General features: G+C 41.4%; 18 protein-coding genes and 1 tRNA gene. 13 read left to right on the top strand and 6 right to left on the bottom strand.

Translation table 11 applies throughout. The features are described from left to right. Positions 1–137: 137 nt before the first annotated feature. The 5 genes from U3A58_RS13975 to U3A58_RS13955 all read right to left on the bottom strand — a co-directional run bounded on the left by U3A58_RS13975 (position 138) and on the right by U3A58_RS13955 (position 3,427). Positions 138–1,241, bottom strand: coding sequence for a BF3164 family lipoprotein (locus U3A58_RS13975; protein ID WP_323824299.1), 1,104 nt, complete (start codon positions 1,239–1,241; stop codon positions 138–140). Between the two features lie 156 nt (positions 1,242–1,397). Then, the gene (nadD, locus tag U3A58_RS13970; protein WP_323824297.1) at positions 1,398–1,964 is read right to left on the bottom strand and encodes a nicotinate (nicotinamide) nucleotide adenylyltransferase; all 567 of its coding nucleotides are present in this window, start codon (positions 1,962–1,964) and stop codon (positions 1,398–1,400) included. 4 nt (positions 1,965–1,968) lie between these two features. Further along, complete coding sequence (gmk, locus tag U3A58_RS13965) at positions 1,969–2,541, bottom strand: guanylate kinase (protein ID WP_323824295.1); 573 nt, start codon at positions 2,539–2,541, stop codon at positions 1,969–1,971. A gap of 2 nt (positions 2,542–2,543) precedes the next feature. Further along, positions 2,544–2,816 carry an anti-sigma factor gene (locus tag U3A58_RS13960; RefSeq protein ID WP_323824293.1) on the bottom strand — a complete coding sequence of 91 codons (273 nt, stop codon included), beginning with the start codon at positions 2,814–2,816 and terminating at the stop codon, positions 2,544–2,546. Positions 2,817–2,830: 14 nt separating this feature from the next. After that, positions 2,831–3,427, bottom strand: a complete 597-nt coding sequence (locus tag U3A58_RS13955; RefSeq protein WP_323824291.1) for a sigma-70 family RNA polymerase sigma factor — start codon at positions 3,425–3,427, stop codon at positions 2,831–2,833. A 355-nt stretch (positions 3,428–3,782) separates the two neighbouring features. Here U3A58_RS13955 and U3A58_RS13950 point away from each other — a divergent pair, with 355 nt between their 5' ends. The 13 genes from U3A58_RS13950 to U3A58_RS13890 all read left to right on the top strand — a co-directional run bounded on the left by U3A58_RS13950 (position 3,783) and on the right by U3A58_RS13890 (position 18,296). After that, positions 3,783–4,625 (top strand): lysophospholipid acyltransferase family protein, encoded by an 843-nt coding sequence (locus U3A58_RS13950; RefSeq protein WP_323824289.1) that lies wholly within the window; start codon positions 3,783–3,785, stop codon positions 4,623–4,625. Between the two features lie 14 nt (positions 4,626–4,639). After that, on the top strand, positions 4,640–6,907 hold the full coding sequence (locus U3A58_RS13945; protein WP_323824287.1) for an ATP-dependent helicase: 2,268 nt from the start codon (positions 4,640–4,642) through the stop codon (positions 6,905–6,907). 66 nt (positions 6,908–6,973) lie between these two features. Beyond that, positions 6,974–7,642 (top strand): DUF4290 domain-containing protein, encoded by a 669-nt coding sequence (locus U3A58_RS13940; protein WP_323824285.1) that lies wholly within the window; start codon positions 6,974–6,976, stop codon positions 7,640–7,642. Continuing rightward, positions 7,642–8,949: a UDP-N-acetylglucosamine 1-carboxyvinyltransferase gene (murA, locus tag U3A58_RS13935; RefSeq protein ID WP_323824283.1), complete on the top strand. Its 1,308-nt coding sequence runs from the start codon at positions 7,642–7,644 to the stop codon at positions 8,947–8,949. The genes U3A58_RS13940 and murA overlap by 1 nt, the downstream gene beginning before the upstream one ends. Positions 8,950–9,395: 446 nt before the next feature. Then, entirely contained in the window at positions 9,396–11,114 is a 1,719-nt protein-coding gene (locus U3A58_RS13930) for an IlvD/Edd family dehydratase (RefSeq protein WP_323824281.1), read from the top strand. A gap of 92 nt (positions 11,115–11,206) precedes the next feature. Then, on the top strand, positions 11,207–11,968 hold the full coding sequence (locus tag U3A58_RS13925; protein ID WP_323824279.1) for an SDR family NAD(P)-dependent oxidoreductase: 762 nt from the start codon (positions 11,207–11,209) through the stop codon (positions 11,966–11,968). Further along, the gene (locus U3A58_RS13920) at positions 11,961–12,647 is read left to right on the top strand and encodes a hypothetical protein (protein ID WP_323824277.1); all 687 of its coding nucleotides are present in this window, start codon (positions 11,961–11,963) and stop codon (positions 12,645–12,647) included. Before U3A58_RS13925 ends, U3A58_RS13920 begins: the two co-directional genes overlap by 8 nt. Before the next feature lie 432 nt (positions 12,648–13,079). Next, entirely contained in the window at positions 13,080–13,727 is a 648-nt protein-coding gene (locus U3A58_RS13915; protein WP_323824275.1) for a hypothetical protein, read from the top strand. A 109-nt stretch (positions 13,728–13,836) separates the two neighbouring features. Beyond that, positions 13,837–14,718, top strand: coding sequence for a Nif3-like dinuclear metal center hexameric protein (locus tag U3A58_RS13910; protein ID WP_323824273.1), 882 nt, complete (start codon positions 13,837–13,839; stop codon positions 14,716–14,718). Between the two features lie 528 nt (positions 14,719–15,246). Further along, entirely contained in the window at positions 15,247–15,807 is a 561-nt protein-coding gene (locus tag U3A58_RS13905; RefSeq protein WP_323824271.1) for a helix-turn-helix domain-containing protein, read from the top strand. A gap of 277 nt (positions 15,808–16,084) precedes the next feature. Then, the gene (locus U3A58_RS13900) at positions 16,085–16,429 is read left to right on the top strand and encodes a cupin domain-containing protein (protein WP_323824269.1); all 345 of its coding nucleotides are present in this window, start codon (positions 16,085–16,087) and stop codon (positions 16,427–16,429) included. 532 nt (positions 16,430–16,961) lie between these two features. After that, the gene (locus U3A58_RS13895) at positions 16,962–17,147 is read left to right on the top strand and encodes a hypothetical protein (protein WP_323824267.1); all 186 of its coding nucleotides are present in this window, start codon (positions 16,962–16,964) and stop codon (positions 17,145–17,147) included. A gap of 69 nt (positions 17,148–17,216) precedes the next feature. Beyond that, positions 17,217–18,296 carry a fatty acid desaturase family protein gene (locus tag U3A58_RS13890; RefSeq protein WP_323824265.1) on the top strand — a complete coding sequence of 360 codons (1,080 nt, stop codon included), beginning with the start codon at positions 17,217–17,219 and terminating at the stop codon, positions 18,294–18,296. A gap of 308 nt (positions 18,297–18,604) precedes the next feature. Here the strand turns inward: U3A58_RS13890 and U3A58_RS13885 are convergent. Further along, positions 18,605–18,689 (bottom strand) — tRNA-Ser (locus U3A58_RS13885). Positions 18,690–18,977 lie beyond the last annotated feature (288 nt).

Genomic DNA, 18,977 nt, shown 5'->3' with positions numbered 1-18,977 from the left:
ACTGACAACAACGGCGATAGATTACCTGATAATTACACTATGACATGCTTCACCACAAATACAGCTTCTTATCCCGGATATAATCCGCCACTCCTTCGGGAAGTAGGCATTTGTCGGAGTTAAAAAAACGAAAAAGGTTAATAATCAAACCTCACCATATTCGGCTCACGGTCCACCGTCACCGCATAGATGGCTCTATTTTCCTCATCTACAGAAATCCCGTAGACAGGGAAATCCAATTGATATTGATTGAGAATGTTTCCATCATAATCAAATTCAAAGATCCGATTGAGATTATCAGGATCGCTGAGTTCTTGGTAGGTCTTTCCATTAAACAGAGCAAAAAAACTACTGCTTCCCGGATAAACATCCATATACCTTGAAGTAGAATTTCTCCCAAAATCAGCCATCTGATACTCCATGCTATAGCTAATCTTGAACTCAGGAAACTCATGGCTTGGCCCATAGATTAACTTACTAGACCTATTCTCCAAATCAATAATTTCAATAAAATCTGCAACTTTGCCTGCATGTACAAAATATTTTTTGGTTGGATCACCTTTGAGAGTTCCCTGAAAAATTGTACTCACCAGATTCGCATCCAAGTCTTCTTCATTATATCCATTGGGCAATTCCTTTCCTTTGATCATATCCTTCCAATTACCAAAAGTGGCCAAAGTATCGCCTGAAGTAGTCAAATGAAGGTATTTTGTCCAACCATCCACTAAGTTCGCTAGCAGCGTTTGATCTTTTGCCCAAGTCGCATAAGTTATAAAAAATTCCGTTTGAGGAGACCTAAACTCCTCTTCAGCCAGCTTGTTGGTCTCCAACAAATCATACTTTGAAAATTTACGGACTTCGGGGTCATAAGCCCAGACTTTATTCTTTTCGCCAGCATCCTCTATCTGAGAAATCACAGTAATTTCTCCAGGACCTAAGCCATGGATCCCTTTGGATACGAGGTAACTACCTGATTTAAGATCAATAACATGAAACTTATCGTCATATTCATTCTTGCGCTCAAAGACGATTGCCAGCCCATCTTTAATCATAATTCCTCGCGGGTTAATTATTTCAGGAATGTTGTATTGCTCTCCTACTAGCTGTATAGGTTCGGGTAAATCCTCTTCGGTGAAATAGACAGCATCATCACTATCAGAAACTTTTTGCTCGCAAGCGCCAGAAAAAAGCAAGATCAGACTGAAAGTATAAAGGGCTTTAATCGGGATGGCTGATCGCATAAATATTCAGAAGAGATTTAGAGACAAAATAGCTCTTCAATAATAGTCTCCTTACTTTATAATCGCAAATTTTAGTTTGAAAATTAACTAAAATTTATAACCAGATTTAAACCTAGAGTTTAAATACAGCTTGCTTTAAATCAAAGCGTTGCAACCCTACAAATACAACTTCTTATCCCGGATATAATCCGCCACTCCTTCGGGAAGAAGGTATTTGACAGACTTGCCGGCAAGAATGGATTTGCGGATAAAGGTCGCTGAAATGTCTAAAAGTGGTGCATCGATCAGCTTGATATTCAGATGCTCAAAAGAATTAGAATCGCCAGGCCGGGGATAGACGAAAATCTCATAGTTGTCCAAGATCGTCTGGTAATTCTTCCAACGCTTCAGCTGGGCAAGATTATCCGAACCTAAAAATAAACAAAACTGATGCTGTGGATATTGATCAGTTAGGTACGCCAGTGTATCTATGGTGTAGCTTGGCTTGGGCATGGAAAACTCCACATCCGAAGCCCGAAAATGGTAATTGTCTTCAATAGCAAGCTCCACCATTCGCAGTCTATCAAATTCATGAATGAGTGACTGGCGTTTTTTCAATGGATTCTGCGGACTCACCACAAACCAAACCTGATCTAAATCTGTACGATCGTGAAGTGTGTCTGCTATAATCAGATGACCGATATGGATGGGATTAAAGGAACCGAAGTAAAGACCGATTTTCACTAGGCTATCTGGCTAAAAATTCGCTGACCAAATACTCAGCTTCAGCACTGGACTTCACAAAGTTGTCATTGACTACCGTGACGTCAAACTGCGGTTCAAACTTAGATTCAAATTCTGCTTTGAACAAACGACGGGAAAGGGACTCTTCGGATTCTGTACCTCGATCATTTAGGCGTGCAGCAAGCACTTCCAGACTGGGTACTTTCACATAAATGGCCAAGGCCTGCTCTCCAAAGTATTTCTTCAGGGCAAGTCCACCTTTTACATCCACATCGAAAATAACAGCTTTTCCAGAATCCCAGATTCGCTGGATTTCCTCTTTCAGTGTACCGTAGAAATTGCCGGCATAGACTTCCTCCCACTCGATAAATGCGTCCTCGTCTATTTTTTTGATGAATTCCTCCTGAGAAAGGAAGTAGTAATCCTGGCCATCAACCTCATGTCTCCCCCGCTTGTCTCGTGTACAGGCAGAAATAGAAAATCCCAAATTTGGGATAGTTTTGATCAAATGCTTCACGAGGGAAGTCTTTCCTGATCCGGAAGGAGCGGAAAAAATAATGGCCTTACCTTGTGTCATGACTATTTAATATCCTGAATCTTCTCGCGAATACGATCAGCCAATTCAGTAGGTACAGAATGTTTGGTGCATTTCGTTTTCAATACTTCACGGATTGCCTGCTCCAAGTGGTAATGTTCAAAACACGGTTGGCACTTGGCTAGCTTTTCCTTCAAGACTTCCTTGCCGGAATCTTGTAGTTCTCCGTCCAAAATACTTTCTAACAGCTCAAAGCATTTGCTCTCGTCGCTGCACTGCATCTTTCGCTCTCCAGATGGGTTGTCATTCATTTCCATGGGTAAATTTTTTATTATTCCTCCTCTTGGTCCGTGTTATATCCCATATTATGGGCATATCCTTGAAGTTTCTCTTTCAGAAGATTCCTGGCGCGGTGCAATCTGGATCTTACTGTCCCGATAGGGATATCCAGAATCTTGGCCATTTCCTCGTAGGTAAACCCTTCCAAGTCGCACAGAATGATCACTGTACGAAAATCCACTGCCAAGCTATTAAGCGCATTTGATATCTCGTCTCCAAGCATATCCTTGACGAATTCAGCTCTGAGGTCACTAGTGCTTTGGTAGTGAACGTCATCTGAGTTGTAATAAGTTTCAACTTCCTGATAATCTACCTTCGTAGGTTGTTTGGATTTCTTCCGGTACTCATTAATAAAGCTGTTTTTCAGAATTCTGAAAAGCCAAGCCTTAGCATTGGTGCCCTGCTCAAATGAGTTGATAAACCGATAGGCCTTCAGGTAAGTATCTTGCACAAGATCTTTGGCGTCATCTTCATCGAAGGTGAGCCTGTAGCCAAAATTGTACATTGAGTCTATGTGTGGCATAAACTCCCCATCGAAGATGGCATTTTTCTCTTCCTGAGAATATTTTCTGCGCTGAACTTCCGACATATATTCCAAAAGTAATGATTGGGTCAATTTATAACTAGAAAATGAGAATAATTCGAACGCATCCGATTTGAAATGCATTCTGAAATCCCTCTATTAAAAACAAACTAATACTAGCTTTCTCACGAGATGCTTGCACTTAAAATCTTCTCCAGGCTTCCTCTGTCAGTACTTTACCTTTTTTCGGACATCCTTTACCTAGAAGCCCGCTATGTGATTAGGTATCTAAAAAAAGTAATTGACAAGAACTTGAAATTTGCTTTCCGAAAAAAACACCTGCTGAAAGAAAAACGAATTCGAGTGATTTCCTTTTCTTTGTGGGTAATTGATGTGATCTACGCGATATACCCAAAATGGCATGACCTTAATTATAAGGCTAATCTCCTATCTTCCACTTCCTGTCCTTTATTTGATTTCTGATTTACTTTATTTGGTAGCAAGATTTATTGTACGCTACAGAAAAGTGGTGATTGATAATAATCTGAGATACGCCTTTCCTGATAAATCAGAAAAGGAACGAATAAAAATCAGAAATCAATTTTATAGAAATTTCACTGACTCATTTGCCGAAACAGTCAAAATGCTAACTATCTCAAAGAAAGAATTTGAAAGAAGATTTGAGGTGATCAATACACAGCTGTTAGATAAAGCTCTTTCTTCAGGGACGTCCGCATTGCTGGTATCAGGTCATTTATTCAATTGGGAAATGGGGGTAATAGGCATCAACCATGCGATTCAGGCTCCCGTAGAAACAGTTTATTTAAAGGTGAATAATCCTTTCTTTGACAACTTGATCACTCGTATCCGGACACACTTTGGGGGAATAGTTACAGAAAAAAAGGCTTTTCGGAGGACCATGCTTACCTTAGCGAAATCACCAAGAGTGGTATTGCTTGGTTCGGATCAACGCCCTCCGCGTTCGGAAAAGAGGTATAAAAGGGACTTCTTAAATAGACCTGCTGTATTCTTTGAGGGAGCAGAATTTCTTTCTAAAAAAATGAACCTCCATGTCATCTATGGCAAAATGACTAAGATCAAAAGAGGTCATTACCGCTATGAGATGATCAAATTGGCAGAGCCACCATTCACTGAACACCAAGAGCATAGCATTACGGACAAGTTCTGTGAAATGCTCGAAGACAATATCAAACTTCAGCCGGACCTTTACCTCTGGAGTCACAAGCGATGGAAAATCGCTTAAGTAAAAAATAAAAAATGGATTACCTCGATAGTTTAAACCCAGAACAGCGACTGGCTGTAGAACATACGGATGGACCAGTGATGATTATCGCTGGAGCTGGATCTGGCAAAACCCGTGTACTTACCTACCGAATCGCTCATCTAATTTATGGCAAAGGCGTAGATGCCTTTAATATTTTATCGCTGACTTTTACCAATAAAGCGGCCGCTGAAATGCGTCATAGAATAGAAACTTTGGCAGGTTTGGAAGCCAGAAATACTTGGATGGGAACGTTTCACTCCGTGTTTGCAAAAATCCTACGTGTCGAAGCTCCAAAAATTGGCTACCCTTCAAATTTCACCATTTATGATTCGGATGATTCCAAATCGCTTATTCGCACGATTGTCAAAGAAATGCGTCTGGATGATAAAGTTTATAAAGCCAACGCCGTTCTTTCTAGAATTTCTGGAGCTAAAAACCGTCTGATATCCTGGAAAGTTTACCAGGATGATCCTTTCGTGAAAGCTGATGATGAAGCTGCTATGAAGCCCAAAATGGGCGAAATCTATCAGCGCTATCAGGATAGGCTTTTCAAAGCTGGGGCGATGGATTTTGATGACTTGCTTTTCAATACCAATATTCTTTTCCGTGATCACCTCGATGTGCTAAATAAATACCAACAGCGCTTCCGGTATGTAATGGTGGATGAGTTTCAGGATACCAACCTATCCCAATATCTAATTACCAAGAAGTTGGCAGCTGTTCACCAAAATATATGCGTGGTAGGTGACGATGCGCAAAGCATTTATGCTTTCCGCGGAGCAGATATCCAAAATATCCTGAATTTCGAGAAGGATTACCCGGATCTCTTTTTAGTCAAACTCGAGCAAAACTACCGCTCCACCAAGACTATCGTAGATGCAGCCAATTCCATCATTGATAAAAATAAAGCGCAACTCAAGAAAAACGTCTGGACTGATAATGGAGACGGAGACCTGATCGAACTGGTCAAAGCCAGTACCGATAGCGAGGAAGGAAGAATCGTCGCCTCCACTATTTTCGAAGAGAGAAACACCAAAAAACTTAATAACAGCGATTTCGCTATCCTCTATAGAACCAACTCTCAATCCAGAGCGATGGAAGAAGCGCTACGCAAATTGAATTTGACATATAAGATCGTAGGTGGGCTTTCTTTCTACCAAAGAAAAGAAATCAAGGATCTGATGGCCTACATGCGCTTCACGGTGAATCCTGTGGATGAAGAGGCTTTCAAACGAATCGTCAACTATCCGAAACGTGGGATTGGTGATACATCGGTAGATAAGATTCTTGTCGCGGCATTTGATCATGACATGCAGCTCTGGGAGGTGGTACAAAATGCACACAGCTTCATCGGAGGGAGAGCCGCAAGTCAATTGGATGATTTTGCCACGATGATCAAAGCCTTTAAGATCGAGGTAGAGCGCAAGGATGCATTCGAAGCAGCCAGTAGCATTGCGAAGCAAAGTGGTCTTTTGCGTGAACTCTATGAAGACAAAACCATAGAAGGGCTGAATCGCTATGAAAACGTGCAGGAATTGCTCAACGCGATCAAAGAATATGTGGATAACGAGGAGAACGAAGACAAAAGCTTAGGTTCTTTTCTGCAAGAAATAGCCTTGCTCACCGACAATGACCGGGACAAAGACATGACCGATGCCATCACGCTGATGACCATTCACTCATCAAAAGGCCTGGAGTTTAAGCAGGTCTTTGTGGTGGGCATGGAAGAGGATCTATTCCCCTCCCAGATGATGATGCAGAGCCGGGAAGATCTGGAAGAGGAAAGGCGGTTATTCTATGTCGCCACCACACGGGCGATGCAAAAGCTCTATTTCACCTATGCGCTTACTAGATATCGCTATGGAAGACTGCTGAATTGTGAGCCGAGCAGATTCTTGGAAGAAGTATCTCCCGACTGTATCAAAGTGAATAAAAGAGTATCTTCGAAGGAAATGTCGGGTGCTTTTCGTAAGGAAGGATTACCGGGAACTTCCGAATCTTCTGGATATATTGGCATCAAGAAGAAACCGGAAAATCGTATGCCAACTGCAATGAAGCTGCACACGCCAAGTCCCGATTTCAAACCTTCGAATACGAATAAGCTACAAGCCGAGCAACTGGTAGAGCACCCCAAGTTCGGCTTTGGGAAAGTTCAAAAGATTGAAACAGAAGGAATTAACCGAAAAGCAACGATTCAATTCGAGCATTTTGGTGAGAAAACATTATTACTTAGCTTTGCGAAGCTCAGAATTATAGACTAATCACCTGCTCCCCTGCCTTTTGGTAATTTTTTCATTACCTTAATTAGCGCAAACGGGGGATGCATTATGGAGCACTTTGAACTAGACAAACAAAAACTCATTTTGAAAGAATACGGCAAAAACATTCAACGTCTCGTTGATCATATCACGGCGATGGAAGATCGAGATAAGCGTACCCAAAGCGCGTACACAGTAATTGAAATTATCAAGCAACTGAATCCCACCATGAAGCAAGAGAACGACCAAAAGCTTTGGGACGACTTGTATATCATGTCAGATTTCAAACTAGATGTGGATGCGCCTTTTCCTATGCCCGAAAAGGAATTATTGGGCAAGAAACCACTTCCTATTGGCTATCCAAAAGGCGAAGTAAGATTCAAACACTATGGTAGAAACATAGAGAAACTGATCGAAGGTGCCATCCTCCTTGAGGACGATGAAGAGCAGGAAGCGGCTATTATTTTCATCGGTCAGCTTATGAGAAGTTTTCATTCTACCTGGAACAGAGAAAATTTTGATGATGCCATAATTTTGGACGACATCAAGACCTTATCCAAAGGCAAACTTCATATCGACCTAGAGAAGGTCAAAGAAAATGGGCTGTTTGAATCCAACACCCACCGTGATTTCAAACCGCCGCGCCAAGAAGAGCACACGAGCACCAAAACCAAGCGAGCAACTCACAGCAATAAGCGTCGCCCAAATACTGGTCATAACAAAAAACGTAGAAATTAATGGGGTCATTTCGGGTCAATGGTGGAATTAAACTCAAAGGAGAGATTATTCCTCAGGGAGCAAAAAATGAATCACTTCAAATCCTTTGCGCTGTTCTTCTTACGTCGGAGAAGGTTACCATTGCCAAAATCCCAAACATCGTAGATGTCAATAAGCTTATCGAGCTGTTGAGCGATATGGGTGTGAAAGTAACCAAAGAAGGCCCTGAGACTTATACTTTCCAAGCAGATGAAGTCAATCTTGACTTTATGGAAACGGGAGAATATTTGAAGAAAGCATCCGCACTGAGAGGTTCAGTCATGCTGTTAGGTCCATTGTTGGCTAGATTCGGTACTGGTAAACTTTCCAAGCCTGGAGGAGATAAAATAGGCCGTAGGAGAATGGACACTCACTTTACCGGTTTCCAGAAACTCGGAGCGAAATTTCATTACGACGCAAAAAATGAGATTTTCCATATCGATGGAAAAAATCTAAAAGGATGCTACATGCTATTGGATGAAGCATCAGTCACGGGCACAGCAAATATTGTAATGGCGGCGGTGATGGCAGAAGGCACTACTACTATTTACAACGCTGCATGTGAGCCATACCTTCAGCAGCTTTGTGACATGCTTAATCGCATGGGAGCGAAAATCTCTGGTGTAGGATCGAATCTTCTTACGATAGAAGGAGTAAAGAAATTGGGGGGAACTGCCCACAAAATGCTTCCGGATATGATTGAAATAGGTTCTTTCATAGGTCTAGCTGCCATGACTCAATCCGAGATTACGATCAAAGACTGCCAAATCCCTCGACTAGGGATCATTCCGGAGACTTTCCGAAGAATGGGGATCAACTTGGAATTCAGAGGAGACGACATCTTTGTTCCAGCTCAGAAGCACTATGAGATCGAAACCTTTATCGATGGCTCTATCTTGACTGTAGCTGATGCTATTTGGCCAGGATTCACACCGGATTTGCTTAGCATCGTACTGGTCACGGCTACTCAGGCAAAAGGAACGGTGCTCGTTCATCAAAAAATGTTCGAATCACGCTTATTCTTTGTGGATAAACTGATAGACATGGGCGCTCAGATCATCCTTTGTGATCCACATAGAGCTACAGTAATCGGTTTGGATAGAAAAACCGAACTACGGGGAATCAGAATGACTTCCCCAGATATCCGTGCCGGCGTGGCGCTGCTTATCGCAGCACTTTCAGCCAATGGCACATCTATCATCGATAATATCGAGCAGATAGATCGTGGCTATCAAAATATTGACGGTCGACTCAGAGCATTAGGTGCGGACATTGAGCGCGTCTCATAAAAACATAAGAAAACTAGTGAAAGAGCGCTCTGGATACAGATCCCTCTTTTCTTTTGAAAGTCCCCATCTATTCACAAAGATTGCAATTATTAAGCTGAGGTTCTTAAATTATTAAGCTGAGGTTCTTAACTAGAACCATTCCTGAGACACGAACGGTGCCGTTAGCAATCGTTTGACAGAGGGTTTTGGAAACAAAGCCCTCTTTTTTTGCAGCATGATATAGAAAGGCGTCACTTTCCGCTGATCAAAAACCCATCCTAATAGACATCCTCATCTAATTCGGACTATCTTATAGGCTAAGCCCTCACGCAATCAAGCAGATAGCAATCCCCTCCAAATAAAAGGTTTGCTATGGAACAAAAATATTTACTTCATCAATATTCTTTCATTTCTTTCCTTTTCAAAATTTTTGGTAAATTCTGGCTCGATAAGCCAAAACAACCAATATGTCAAAGAAAAAACTCCGAAGCCAAGACTGGTACGGACGCACTGGAAAAGACGGATTTATATATCGCTCCTGGATGAAAAACCAGGGATTTCCCCATCACCTATTTGAAGGCGACAAACCTGTAATTGGAATCTGCAACACCTGGTCAGAGCTCACCCCTTGCAACGCACATTTCAGAGATCTCGCAGAAGCACTGAAGCGTGGAATTTGGGAGGCCGGCGGCTTTCCATTGGAATTTCCCGTGATGTCTTTGGGAGAATGTTCTATCAAGCCCACTGCCATGCTTTTCCGCAACCTTGCCAGCATGGATGTGGAAGAAAGTATCCGTGCCAATCCGATGGACGGCGTGGTGCTGATGTGCGGATGTGACAAAACCACCCCTTCCCTTGTAATGGGAGCTGCCTCCGTAGATCTCCCTTCGTTAGTTCTCTCGGGCGGACCAATGTTAGTTGGTCGATTCAAAGGAAAAAAAATCGGCACCTCAGACGTGTGGAGGTTTGCAGAAGATTTCAAACTTGGCAAAATATCCCAAGAGGAATTTATAGAGGCAGAAGCTGCGATGTCCCGCTCGGTAGGCTCTTGTGCCCCAATGGGCACTGCATCTACCATGGCAGGAATGGTCGAGTCCCTCGGCCTTTCCCTTCCAGACAATGCTACTATCCCCGCTGCCGATTCCAGAAGGAAAGTACTGGCTCACATGACAGGAATGCGCATCGTAGAAATGGTAAACGAAGACCTGAAAATGAGCAAAATCCTGACCCGCAAGGCCTTTGAAAACTCTATCATGGTCAATGCAGCCTTAGGCGGATCTACCAATTTCATCCTTCACCTAACTGCTATTGCCAAAAGAATTGGAGTTGATATTGATTTGACTGATTTCGACAAATTCTCTTCTATGATTCCACTTATCGCCAACGTGCAACCTTCTGGAGAGCACTGGGTGGAAGACTTATTTTATGCAGGCGGACTTCCGGCGGTAATGAAAGAAATAGAACAACATCTGCATCGGGATTCGATCACAGCCAATGGTAAAACCATTGGCGAAAACATAGAAAAAGCTGAATGCTACGACAGAAACCTTATTGGCACTTTCGAAAAGCCCATCAAGCCCGATTCTGGAATCGCTGTTCTGAAAGGCAATCTGTGTCCAAATGGTGCTGTCATCAAGCCATCAGCAGCTACTCCAAGCTTGTTGACTCATACAGGAAGAGCAGTAGTATTTGAAAATATTGACGATTACAAAGCCAGAATTGATTCCCCGGACCTGGATATCGATGAAACCTGCGTGATGGTAATGAAGAATGTGGGCCCAAAAGGCTATCCAGGAATGCCAGAAGTGGGTAACATGGGTTTACCGGAAAAGCTTCTCAAGAAAGGCATCAAAGACATGGTGCGGATTTCTGACGGCAGAATGAGCGGAACGGGATACGGTACGGTAATTTTGCACGTTTCGCCTGAATCAGCAATTGGTGGGCCTTTGGCATTTGTACAAAGTGGAGATATGATCGAGCTCAATGTATCGGCAAGGACACTGAATCTGATGATTTCTGAGGAAGAATTCGAAAAACGAAGAGCGCTATTTAAACCACTAAACCTGCCCTATGAGCGTGGATATGTCAATCTTTTCTTGGACAAAGTAAACCAAGCTCATGAAGGAGTAGATTTTGATTTTCTACAGGGCAGTTCAGGATCGGAAGTAAAACGAGATTCACATTAACCAAATGAAATCGAGCATGTCGTAGGCGAGAAAGCTAGGGATATTTATCCGTAATGCGAACTTCCATGTGACCTATAAAAAAAAATTAACACATGAAATCCCAAAAGACCGCTATTATCACAGGAGCTGGGCAGGGAATTGGCTTGGCAATCGCCGAGAAATTCGCTGCACAAAGCATAAACCTAATTCTAAATGACCTGGAAGAAGGTTTGATCACGGAAGCATGCAGGCGGATCAGTCATATTCATGGCGTATCTGCACATGCCATGCCGGGAGATGCCAGTTCTGATAAGGTGATTGATGCCATGATTCAAGCCGCTATTACCCATTTCGGCTCTGTTGATATAGTGGTAGCCAACTCAGGTATTACACTTTTCGGAGCTTTTTTGGAGTATTCCAGAGAAGACTTCATGGAAGTGACTCGAGTCAACCAGGCTGGCACTTTTTTTCTTGCCCAGGCTGCCGCCAAAGTGATGAAAAATCAGCCCAATGGAGGAGCTTTGCTTTTCACCTCATCGGTCACAGCGCACCAGAGTCATGAAAATCTCGCTGCCTACGCCATGAGCAAAGCTGCATTAGAAATGCTCGCAAAGAATTTGGTACTAGAACTCGCTCCTTTCAAAATCAGAGTCAACACCATAGCTCCTGGAGCGACAGTCACTAGCAGAACAATACTTGACCCAACTTATGAAAATACCTGGTCGAAAATCACTCCTCTGGGCCGACCTGCTGCTGTACATGACATCGCCAATGCTGCTGCATTTTTGGTCTCCGATGAAGCAAGACACATTACCGGACAAACGCTAATAATTGACGGAGGCTGGACAAGTGTAAGCCCTTCACCCTATGCCTGAAAATCATCGAATCATTCTAAAAAGCCTTAAACTATACAAACAGGCACCTGCGCCCTGGAAACTGGAAGGGGAAGGGATTATTTTGATTTACAAATTCTCAAAAAACTGGGTGGAAACCCAAGGGGATTTACCGGATCACTTAAAGGGAAAATTCAAGGGAGGTCTGGGCTACCTCATGCTTCTAAACTATCATACATCACCTGTCGGACCATACAGAGAATTACTTTTTATCCCTGGAAAATTTGCCCCTACTCACAAGCAGACGATCACCAAAATCTATGTGAGTTCTGAAGTAAGCACACAAAACGGCCACAGTAACTGGGGTATTCCCAAAGAGACCTTGCCGATTTCTTGGGAGAAAAGTGTTGGGAAAGAATTCATTCAAGTAATAGATAAAGACCAAATAGCTTTCTCGTGTGAGATAAAATCCGGGGGTATTCCTTTTCCAATTTCCACCAGCTTGTTGCCTATCCATCTGCACCAGTTGTGGGACGGAGTGGATTTTTTCACCAAACCTTCAGGCTCTGGCTGGGGAAAAATAGCCACCATTAAAAACTTACACTTAGCTCCTGCTTATTTCCCTGACATCAGTTCTCAAAAGCCCCTTTTTGCAATCAAAATAAATCCCATTCATATCAATTTCCCAGAAGCCAACTATGCTTTACAAGGCCTAAACTAAGATCAATATCATCACGTTAGCCTCTACTGCAACACAGCTACCCCACACATTTCGAGGGTTTGATGGTAGAAATTACCCTGACAGCTATGTGGAGATTAAAAATGAAATTTCCCACGCGTTCTATTCTCCATGCTGACCTTGGGCTTTCCTATAGCATCAAATGGGAAGTTTTTTGAAATCTCAAGCTAAGATATACCAAAGGCTTTGCTATACCCATCTCCTAGCAAAGTCACAGCAGCCAATCTCAGCGGGACACCCCCAAGGAAAAAGAAAATCTTTCCGGGCCACCCATTTTTTAGTAAGTTAGTAGTGAAGCATCTTTTCGAATTAAGGACAAGCCCTTATCAACTATTTGATTATCAGAGGTATAAAAAGTGATTGAAAAAACAATCTGAATCCTAAGTCTGTTAACTTTATAAAAAAACCAAAGCCATGAAAAATTTTGCATTCCTCCTGCTAGTTGCCTGTGCATTACAGGCATGCCAACCCAAAGAAACGATCCCAGACACCTTGCCTATGAAAGTGGCAATGGCCTATGGTTTCGATAAAATGGACAAGGTCAATTCTATCGCATACACCTGGAATGTGCAGCGTGACTCAGTGAATGTAATGACCAGAGACTGGAAGTGGAACATCAATGACCGCACCGTCTATTATGCCACACCAGACACCAGCTACTCCTACAGCTTGGACATGCCGGCAGATTCTCTGCCAGATGCCGACAAGGGATTTATCAACGATAAATATTGGATGATGTTCCCCTTCCAGCTGGCATGGGACAGTGGCTACGAGTACGAGACAGAAGAAAATGTACCTACTCCAATAGCCGGAACCAACTCGACTAAACTCACGATCGTTTATAACGGGGCGGATGGTTACACGCCTGGTGATGCGTATGATCTATATTTGGACGAAAACAACATGATTTTGGAGTGGGTTTTCCGTAGAGGAAATGGCTCAGAAGGCAGGCCTACTACTTGGGAAAATGTAGAACAATTTGGGCCTATCAAGCTCGCCACAACCCACGCTAATCAAGCCGGCCAAAAGGTTATCTGGTTCTCAAATATTTCTGTGAATTAATTGATTTGAAAGTCTAGCACCTAGCCGTTTGTATTTTACAAACGGCTTTTTTTATTGCTTTTCCCTATCTTGAAAAAAATCAATCTGCGCATTCAAACCTAAAACAAAAATGAAATCAGACAGAAGAAATTTCATTAAAAACTCAAGCCTGCTACTAGGTGCAGGACTGATACCCAATCCATTTGCTGCTTTTTCTGCTACTGTGAAAAATTATACCGTCGGAGAAGTAATGGATATATTTATCGCTCAGGTTCCTAATGCTCCTTTCCCTGGTACGGTAGATACGCTGAAGACAGGCTCTAAAGATCAACAGGTGAGCGGTATTGTTACCACTATGTTTGCCACCATCACAGTAATCCGAAAAGCCATAGCGCTGAAGGCTAATTTCATCATAGCCCATGAACCTACTTTTTACAATCATTTGGATGAAACCAACTGGCTTGACCATGACCCGGTTTATCAATTCAAACGAAAACTTCTCGATGAGCATGGCATTGCCGTTTGGAGAAATCACGATTATGTGCACAGTCTCAAAATCGACGGAGTGCAAGCTGGCGTGGTAAAGGAATTGGGTTGGCAAGAATACTACAAGCAAAACGCAGTTCTAAATCTTCCTCAAACTACACTCTCTGATTTGATCACCCACATCAAAGCTAAAATGAATGTACCGGCGCTTCGCTACGTAGGTCATCTTTCTCAAAAAGTAAGCAAAATTCTTCTTTTACCTGGTGCAATAGGCGGGAAAAGACAAATCGAAGCACTCATAAAGGAAAAACCAGATGTGTTGATCTGTGGTGAAAGCCCGGAATGGGAAACGCCAGAATACGTTAGAAATGCAAATGAAATGGGTGAGAAGCTTGGCTTGATTGTGATTGGTCACTCAGCAAGTGAAGAAGGTGGTTCTGAATTTATGGCAGAGTGGCTCAAAGAGAATATCCCAGATATACCAGTGACTCATTTTGCTTCGCACAACTCTCTTTTGATGGGATAATAGAATTAAAAATAAACAGCAGAGAGCATTAAGAAAAGGTATATGATGTCTATTTCCTAGTCTCGTGCCTCCTACATCCGATTAGAAATACAGTAATGTACCAGGTTATTCAATGGAACTAGGGAGCTTCTTTGAGAATTAGAATCCGGAAGAGACAGCATAGGGGTAACAAACCATGAGCTAAAAGGAGGATAATATCCACCGCTAAAAAGTATAGGGATTTCTTAATTCAGAATAGTTTTGCACTACCATACGTGCATTTGGCTAGTTTCCCTCTTGAGGAAGTACCTCAACTTATTTAGGCAATTCTTACTGTTTTTTAGTAATTTATCCAATAGCAATATGATGAAATCGTGCATGACGATGAACGTCAAACAGCCGGATGATTATAATCCATGCGAGATTCCATATGACCTTTGAAAAACAACTATCAACAGATGAAATCGAGCATGACTCAAGCGTCACACAGAGGGATGATTATCCGTAATGCGAGATTCCATGTGACCTTTAAAAAACAATTATAATCACATGAAACTCTATATTAAATACATGGTGAGTTTGCGATGCAAAATCCTAGTAATGGATGAGTTGAAAAAACTCGGCATTCATTACATGATAGTGGAGTTAGGCATGGTAGAAATCCTAGAGGAAATTACCCAAGAACAAAGAGCACAGCTTAAAAGAAACCTGGTGAAGTCGGGGTTACAACTTCTTGATGATAAAAGAAGCATCATTATTGAGAAGATCAAAAATCTTATCATTGAAATGATTCACTATTCCGATGAGTTGCCAAAAGTGAATTATTCAGATTATATCAGCGAAAACTTGGGATATGACTATACCTATTTGTCAAATATTTTTTCAGAAGTAAAAGGAATTACGATTCAGCAATTTATCATCACCCACAAAATCGAACGGGTAAAAGAACTGCTCATTTATGATGAATTAAACCTGACTGAAATTTCCTATAAGTTACATTACAGTAGTGTCGCCCATTTATCAAATCAGTTTAAAAAGATCACCGGCCTGACCCCAACTTTTTACAAGCAATTGAAGGATAAGCGCAAGCAAAATCTAGAAGACGTTTAAGCTGCTTCTATGGGGAATACCAAGACGCTGTGGATTTGGAACAGATTATATAAAACATGTGAAATATGCAATATACACGTAAATGCATGTAACTGATTCCCTTAAATCCTTTTGAACTTTATCCAGCTAAAATCATCTGTATAAACCATGTTAAAACAAAAGGGAGGAACAGCTTAATTAGGTAAAACATCGCCAATTAACTCATTGAAAGCAGGCGGCTAGAGCAGCAAAGCGCTTTGAAAAACGAAATGAAGATTAGGATCCGAGCCTAAACGAAGTGGAAAATAAAGAACAAGAAAAAGGAATAGCATTCACAGTCAAGGAGATTATAGAATATGTCCCAAATTCTGTGGTGATAAAAACAATACTCAAAAAAATCACAGGAAATGTGACGGTTTCCTCATTTGATACAGGTGAAGCTTCGATCGAAAAGACATCTCCTTTCGACATACTTATTCAGGTCATTGACGGGAAAGCCGAAGTCTTAATTGATGACGAATCAAAAAGTTTGGACACGGGCCAATCGATAATAATCCCAGCACATTGCAGAAATATCATTCAAGCCAATGTCAGGTTTAAAATCATCTCAACTGTTATTAAAAGTGGGTATGAGAGATTTTGATTTTACTCTGTCATAAAACTTTTGTTCAAAGCTAATCCAGATCAGATGGAAAATGCAACATTTAAAAGCTGTAATGCCTAATAGTGTCAAGTGAAGTTTCAAGCATAGATATGTTTTTAATTACTGTCCATTTTTGCTGCGTTTGCCTAGTCAAAAAACATGAGAAATGCTTCATCCCAGGTTCATAACATGTGATAAATGTAACATATAGACTGAGATGTGTAAGAGGTATTAACTCAAAAAATTCAATCTTCGTAAATACAAATCACTTACTGCACCCCAACTTGAGTAAAGAATTTGTCCAGTACAAATACAACTCGGGAGATGTGGTTTATGCTAAAATCAACCCTGAATTAGCGTGGCTCATAAAGCGATAGTATGATGGAATCTATTATTGCAAAATCCTTAGACATCCAGTAAAGAGAGTTGGTCAGCTTAGAATGAGAATTCGTAATAAGCCTCCTCTTCATGGAATAAAAATCAAAACCCACAAAAATAAAACCTGTCTGTAAAAAGATCTGGGATCTACAATATGGAAATAACAAGAAGCTGGAGAGAACAAAAGGTGATGCTGAAACAACGATTTCCAAATCTAAACGATGCAGATTTCCAATTTAATCAAGGGCAAAGGGAAAGTATGCTCGAAAGGCTCTCTAAAAAGCTTAAGAAAACCAAGGAAGAGCTTCAGACGCTCTTTGCCGAGCTGCAGACCTATTGAGTAAACAGAAGCCAACACAGATAAGTACTAAACATTAGTAAGAAAAGAGAAATTATAGCAGATGAACCCATGAAAAACTTAAAATTTGACAAAACAGGAAATGCTGAATTCTCAAAAATCTTGCGCATGAGAGTAAATGACTATTTCAAAGAGAACAATACAACTATTTATGGGAATAGCAGCATGGTTTTCAAGAGCATTTTTATGCTTTCTGTTTTTTTTGTACCACTTATTATACTGAGTACAGGGCAAGTTGCCAGTCCATTCTTACTTTTTGCACTCTATATTACTAGCGGCCTAGGCATGGCCGGAGTTGGTATGGGGGTCATGCATGATGCCATCCATGGATCTTATTCGAAAAACAAGTCTGTAAATAAGTATGTGGGTTATACCTTGAATCTAATTGGTGCCAATGCCAACGTTTGGAGGGTTCAGCACAACGTACTCCACCATACTTACACTAATATTGATCACGCTGATGATGACATAAATGCTCCCTTTTTCTTACGATTTTCCCCTCACGCCAAGAGATATTGGATCCATCGTTTTCAATACCTATACATCTGGTTTTTTTACGGACTTTCTACGATTTCATGGATTACCATGAAGGATTTTGTGAGAATCAACCGATATAAGGAAATGGGTTTCTTCAAGAAAGGGATAGAATTCAAGAAAGAGATTTTAAAAATCATAGGCTGGAAAATGCTCTATTACTCCTACGCGCTTGTATTACCGTTGATTATGGTTCCACTACCTGCTTGGATAATTATTTTAGCCTTTTTGAGTATGCATTTTGTTACTGGAGTTTGCATTAGTGCTGTATTTCAGACCGCTCATATAGTTTCAGATGCCTCATTCCCTCAGCCCGATCATACCGGTCAAATCACTGGAAATTGGACAGTACATCAATTGGCCACTACCAGTAATTATGCCCCTAAAAGCAGACTCTTTTCCTGGTTGATCGGCGGTCTGAATTTTCAGATCGAGCACCATTTATTCCCCAACATTTCACACATCCATTACAGAAAACTTTCTAGGATAGTCTCTGATACAGCTGAAGAGTTTAATGTTCCTTACCTGGTAAAGGACACCTTCTTTGGTGCGCTCAGCGATCATATAAAGATGCTCCGGCAGCTAGGGAGAGCGTAGTGAAAATAAAGTAGCACGCACACGCAGCTTTGCTTTCATTCTATGCGTATCGAAAATTGTCGCAGAATTGGCCATCAGCAATATGCGTTGGCAAAAGTAAATTCCCAACAGAGAAATGTCATATCAGTACCAACATGCCAGAGATTTTAGAACACTGGACACTAAAACAGGTTGGATATACGATTATAAAGGGAGGAAATGGACAAAAAATGAACTTGGAAAGGGAGGAAATCGCACCCTGATTCACACCCTTATCACAAACAAAAGCCCTAACTATCATTATTTCAAATAGTTAGGGCTTTATCTTGCAGAGGAAGAGGGATTCGAACCCCCGGTACCTCTCGGTACAACGGTTTTCAAGACCGCCGCATTCGACCGCTCTGCCATTCCTCTAGGTCGTTTTCAGGTTTGCGCCTGATTAGGTCTGCAAAAGTAGGATAAATGCGAACTTTTGCAAAATAGAATTCGCCTTTTTACCCTAACCTTCTGATTGTTTAGGGATTAATTTTTAAAATAATAGCAATTTGGCCTTTTGTATCCCTGTGATTCAGGGTCGAAGAGTTTAACCGTGATTATGCATTAGGAATAGAAAAACATTGATAATTGTTTGAATGGAGGATAAAAAAGGGGATTTTTAACAGGATCAACATTCACCAAAATGGTTAATCTTCCTATCGAATA

Origin of the sequence: Algoriphagus persicinus (genome assembly GCF_035156415.1) — a bacterium.
GTDB lineage: Bacteria > Bacteroidota > Bacteroidia > Cytophagales > Cyclobacteriaceae > Algoriphagus > Algoriphagus persicinus.
This window is presented reverse-complemented; position numbering and strand designations above follow the sequence as displayed.

What these genes read in the sequence shown, in the direction of transcription:
- U3A58_RS13930 (WP_323824281.1), top strand. Translation starts at nt 9,396, where the DNA reads ATGTCAAAGAAAAAACTCCGAAGCCAAGACTGGTACGGACGCACTGGA.
- U3A58_RS13940 (WP_323824285.1), top strand. Translation starts at nt 6,974, where the DNA reads ATGGAGCACTTTGAACTAGACAAACAAAAACTCATTTTGAAAGAATAC.
- U3A58_RS13895 (WP_323824267.1), top strand. Translation starts at nt 16,962, where the DNA reads ATGGAAATAACAAGAAGCTGGAGAGAACAAAAGGTGATGCTGAAACAA.
- murA (WP_323824283.1), top strand. Translation starts at nt 7,642, where the DNA reads ATGGGGTCATTTCGGGTCAATGGTGGAATTAAACTCAAAGGAGAGATT.
- U3A58_RS13905 (WP_323824271.1), top strand. Translation starts at nt 15,247, where the DNA reads ATGAAACTCTATATTAAATACATGGTGAGTTTGCGATGCAAAATCCTA.
- U3A58_RS13925 (WP_323824279.1), top strand. Translation starts at nt 11,207, where the DNA reads ATGAAATCCCAAAAGACCGCTATTATCACAGGAGCTGGGCAGGGAATT.
- U3A58_RS13945 (WP_323824287.1), top strand. Translation starts at nt 4,640, where the DNA reads ATGGATTACCTCGATAGTTTAAACCCAGAACAGCGACTGGCTGTAGAA.
- gmk (WP_323824295.1), bottom strand. Translation starts at nt 2,541, where the DNA reads ATGACACAAGGTAAGGCCATTATTTTTTCCGCTCCTTCCGGATCAGGA.
- U3A58_RS13890 (WP_323824265.1), top strand. Translation starts at nt 17,217, where the DNA reads ATGAAAAACTTAAAATTTGACAAAACAGGAAATGCTGAATTCTCAAAA.
- U3A58_RS13920 (WP_323824277.1), top strand. Translation starts at nt 11,961, where the DNA reads ATGCCTGAAAATCATCGAATCATTCTAAAAAGCCTTAAACTATACAAA.
- U3A58_RS13955 (WP_323824291.1), bottom strand. Translation starts at nt 3,427, where the DNA reads ATGTCGGAAGTTCAGCGCAGAAAATATTCTCAGGAAGAGAAAAATGCC.
- U3A58_RS13910 (WP_323824273.1), top strand. Translation starts at nt 13,837, where the DNA reads ATGAAATCAGACAGAAGAAATTTCATTAAAAACTCAAGCCTGCTACTA.
- U3A58_RS13975 (WP_323824299.1), bottom strand. Translation starts at nt 1,241, where the DNA reads ATGCGATCAGCCATCCCGATTAAAGCCCTTTATACTTTCAGTCTGATC.
- U3A58_RS13960 (WP_323824293.1), bottom strand. Translation starts at nt 2,816, where the DNA reads ATGGAAATGAATGACAACCCATCTGGAGAGCGAAAGATGCAGTGCAGC.
- U3A58_RS13950 (WP_323824289.1), top strand. Translation starts at nt 3,783, where the DNA reads ATGACCTTAATTATAAGGCTAATCTCCTATCTTCCACTTCCTGTCCTT.
- U3A58_RS13915 (WP_323824275.1), top strand. Translation starts at nt 13,080, where the DNA reads ATGAAAAATTTTGCATTCCTCCTGCTAGTTGCCTGTGCATTACAGGCA.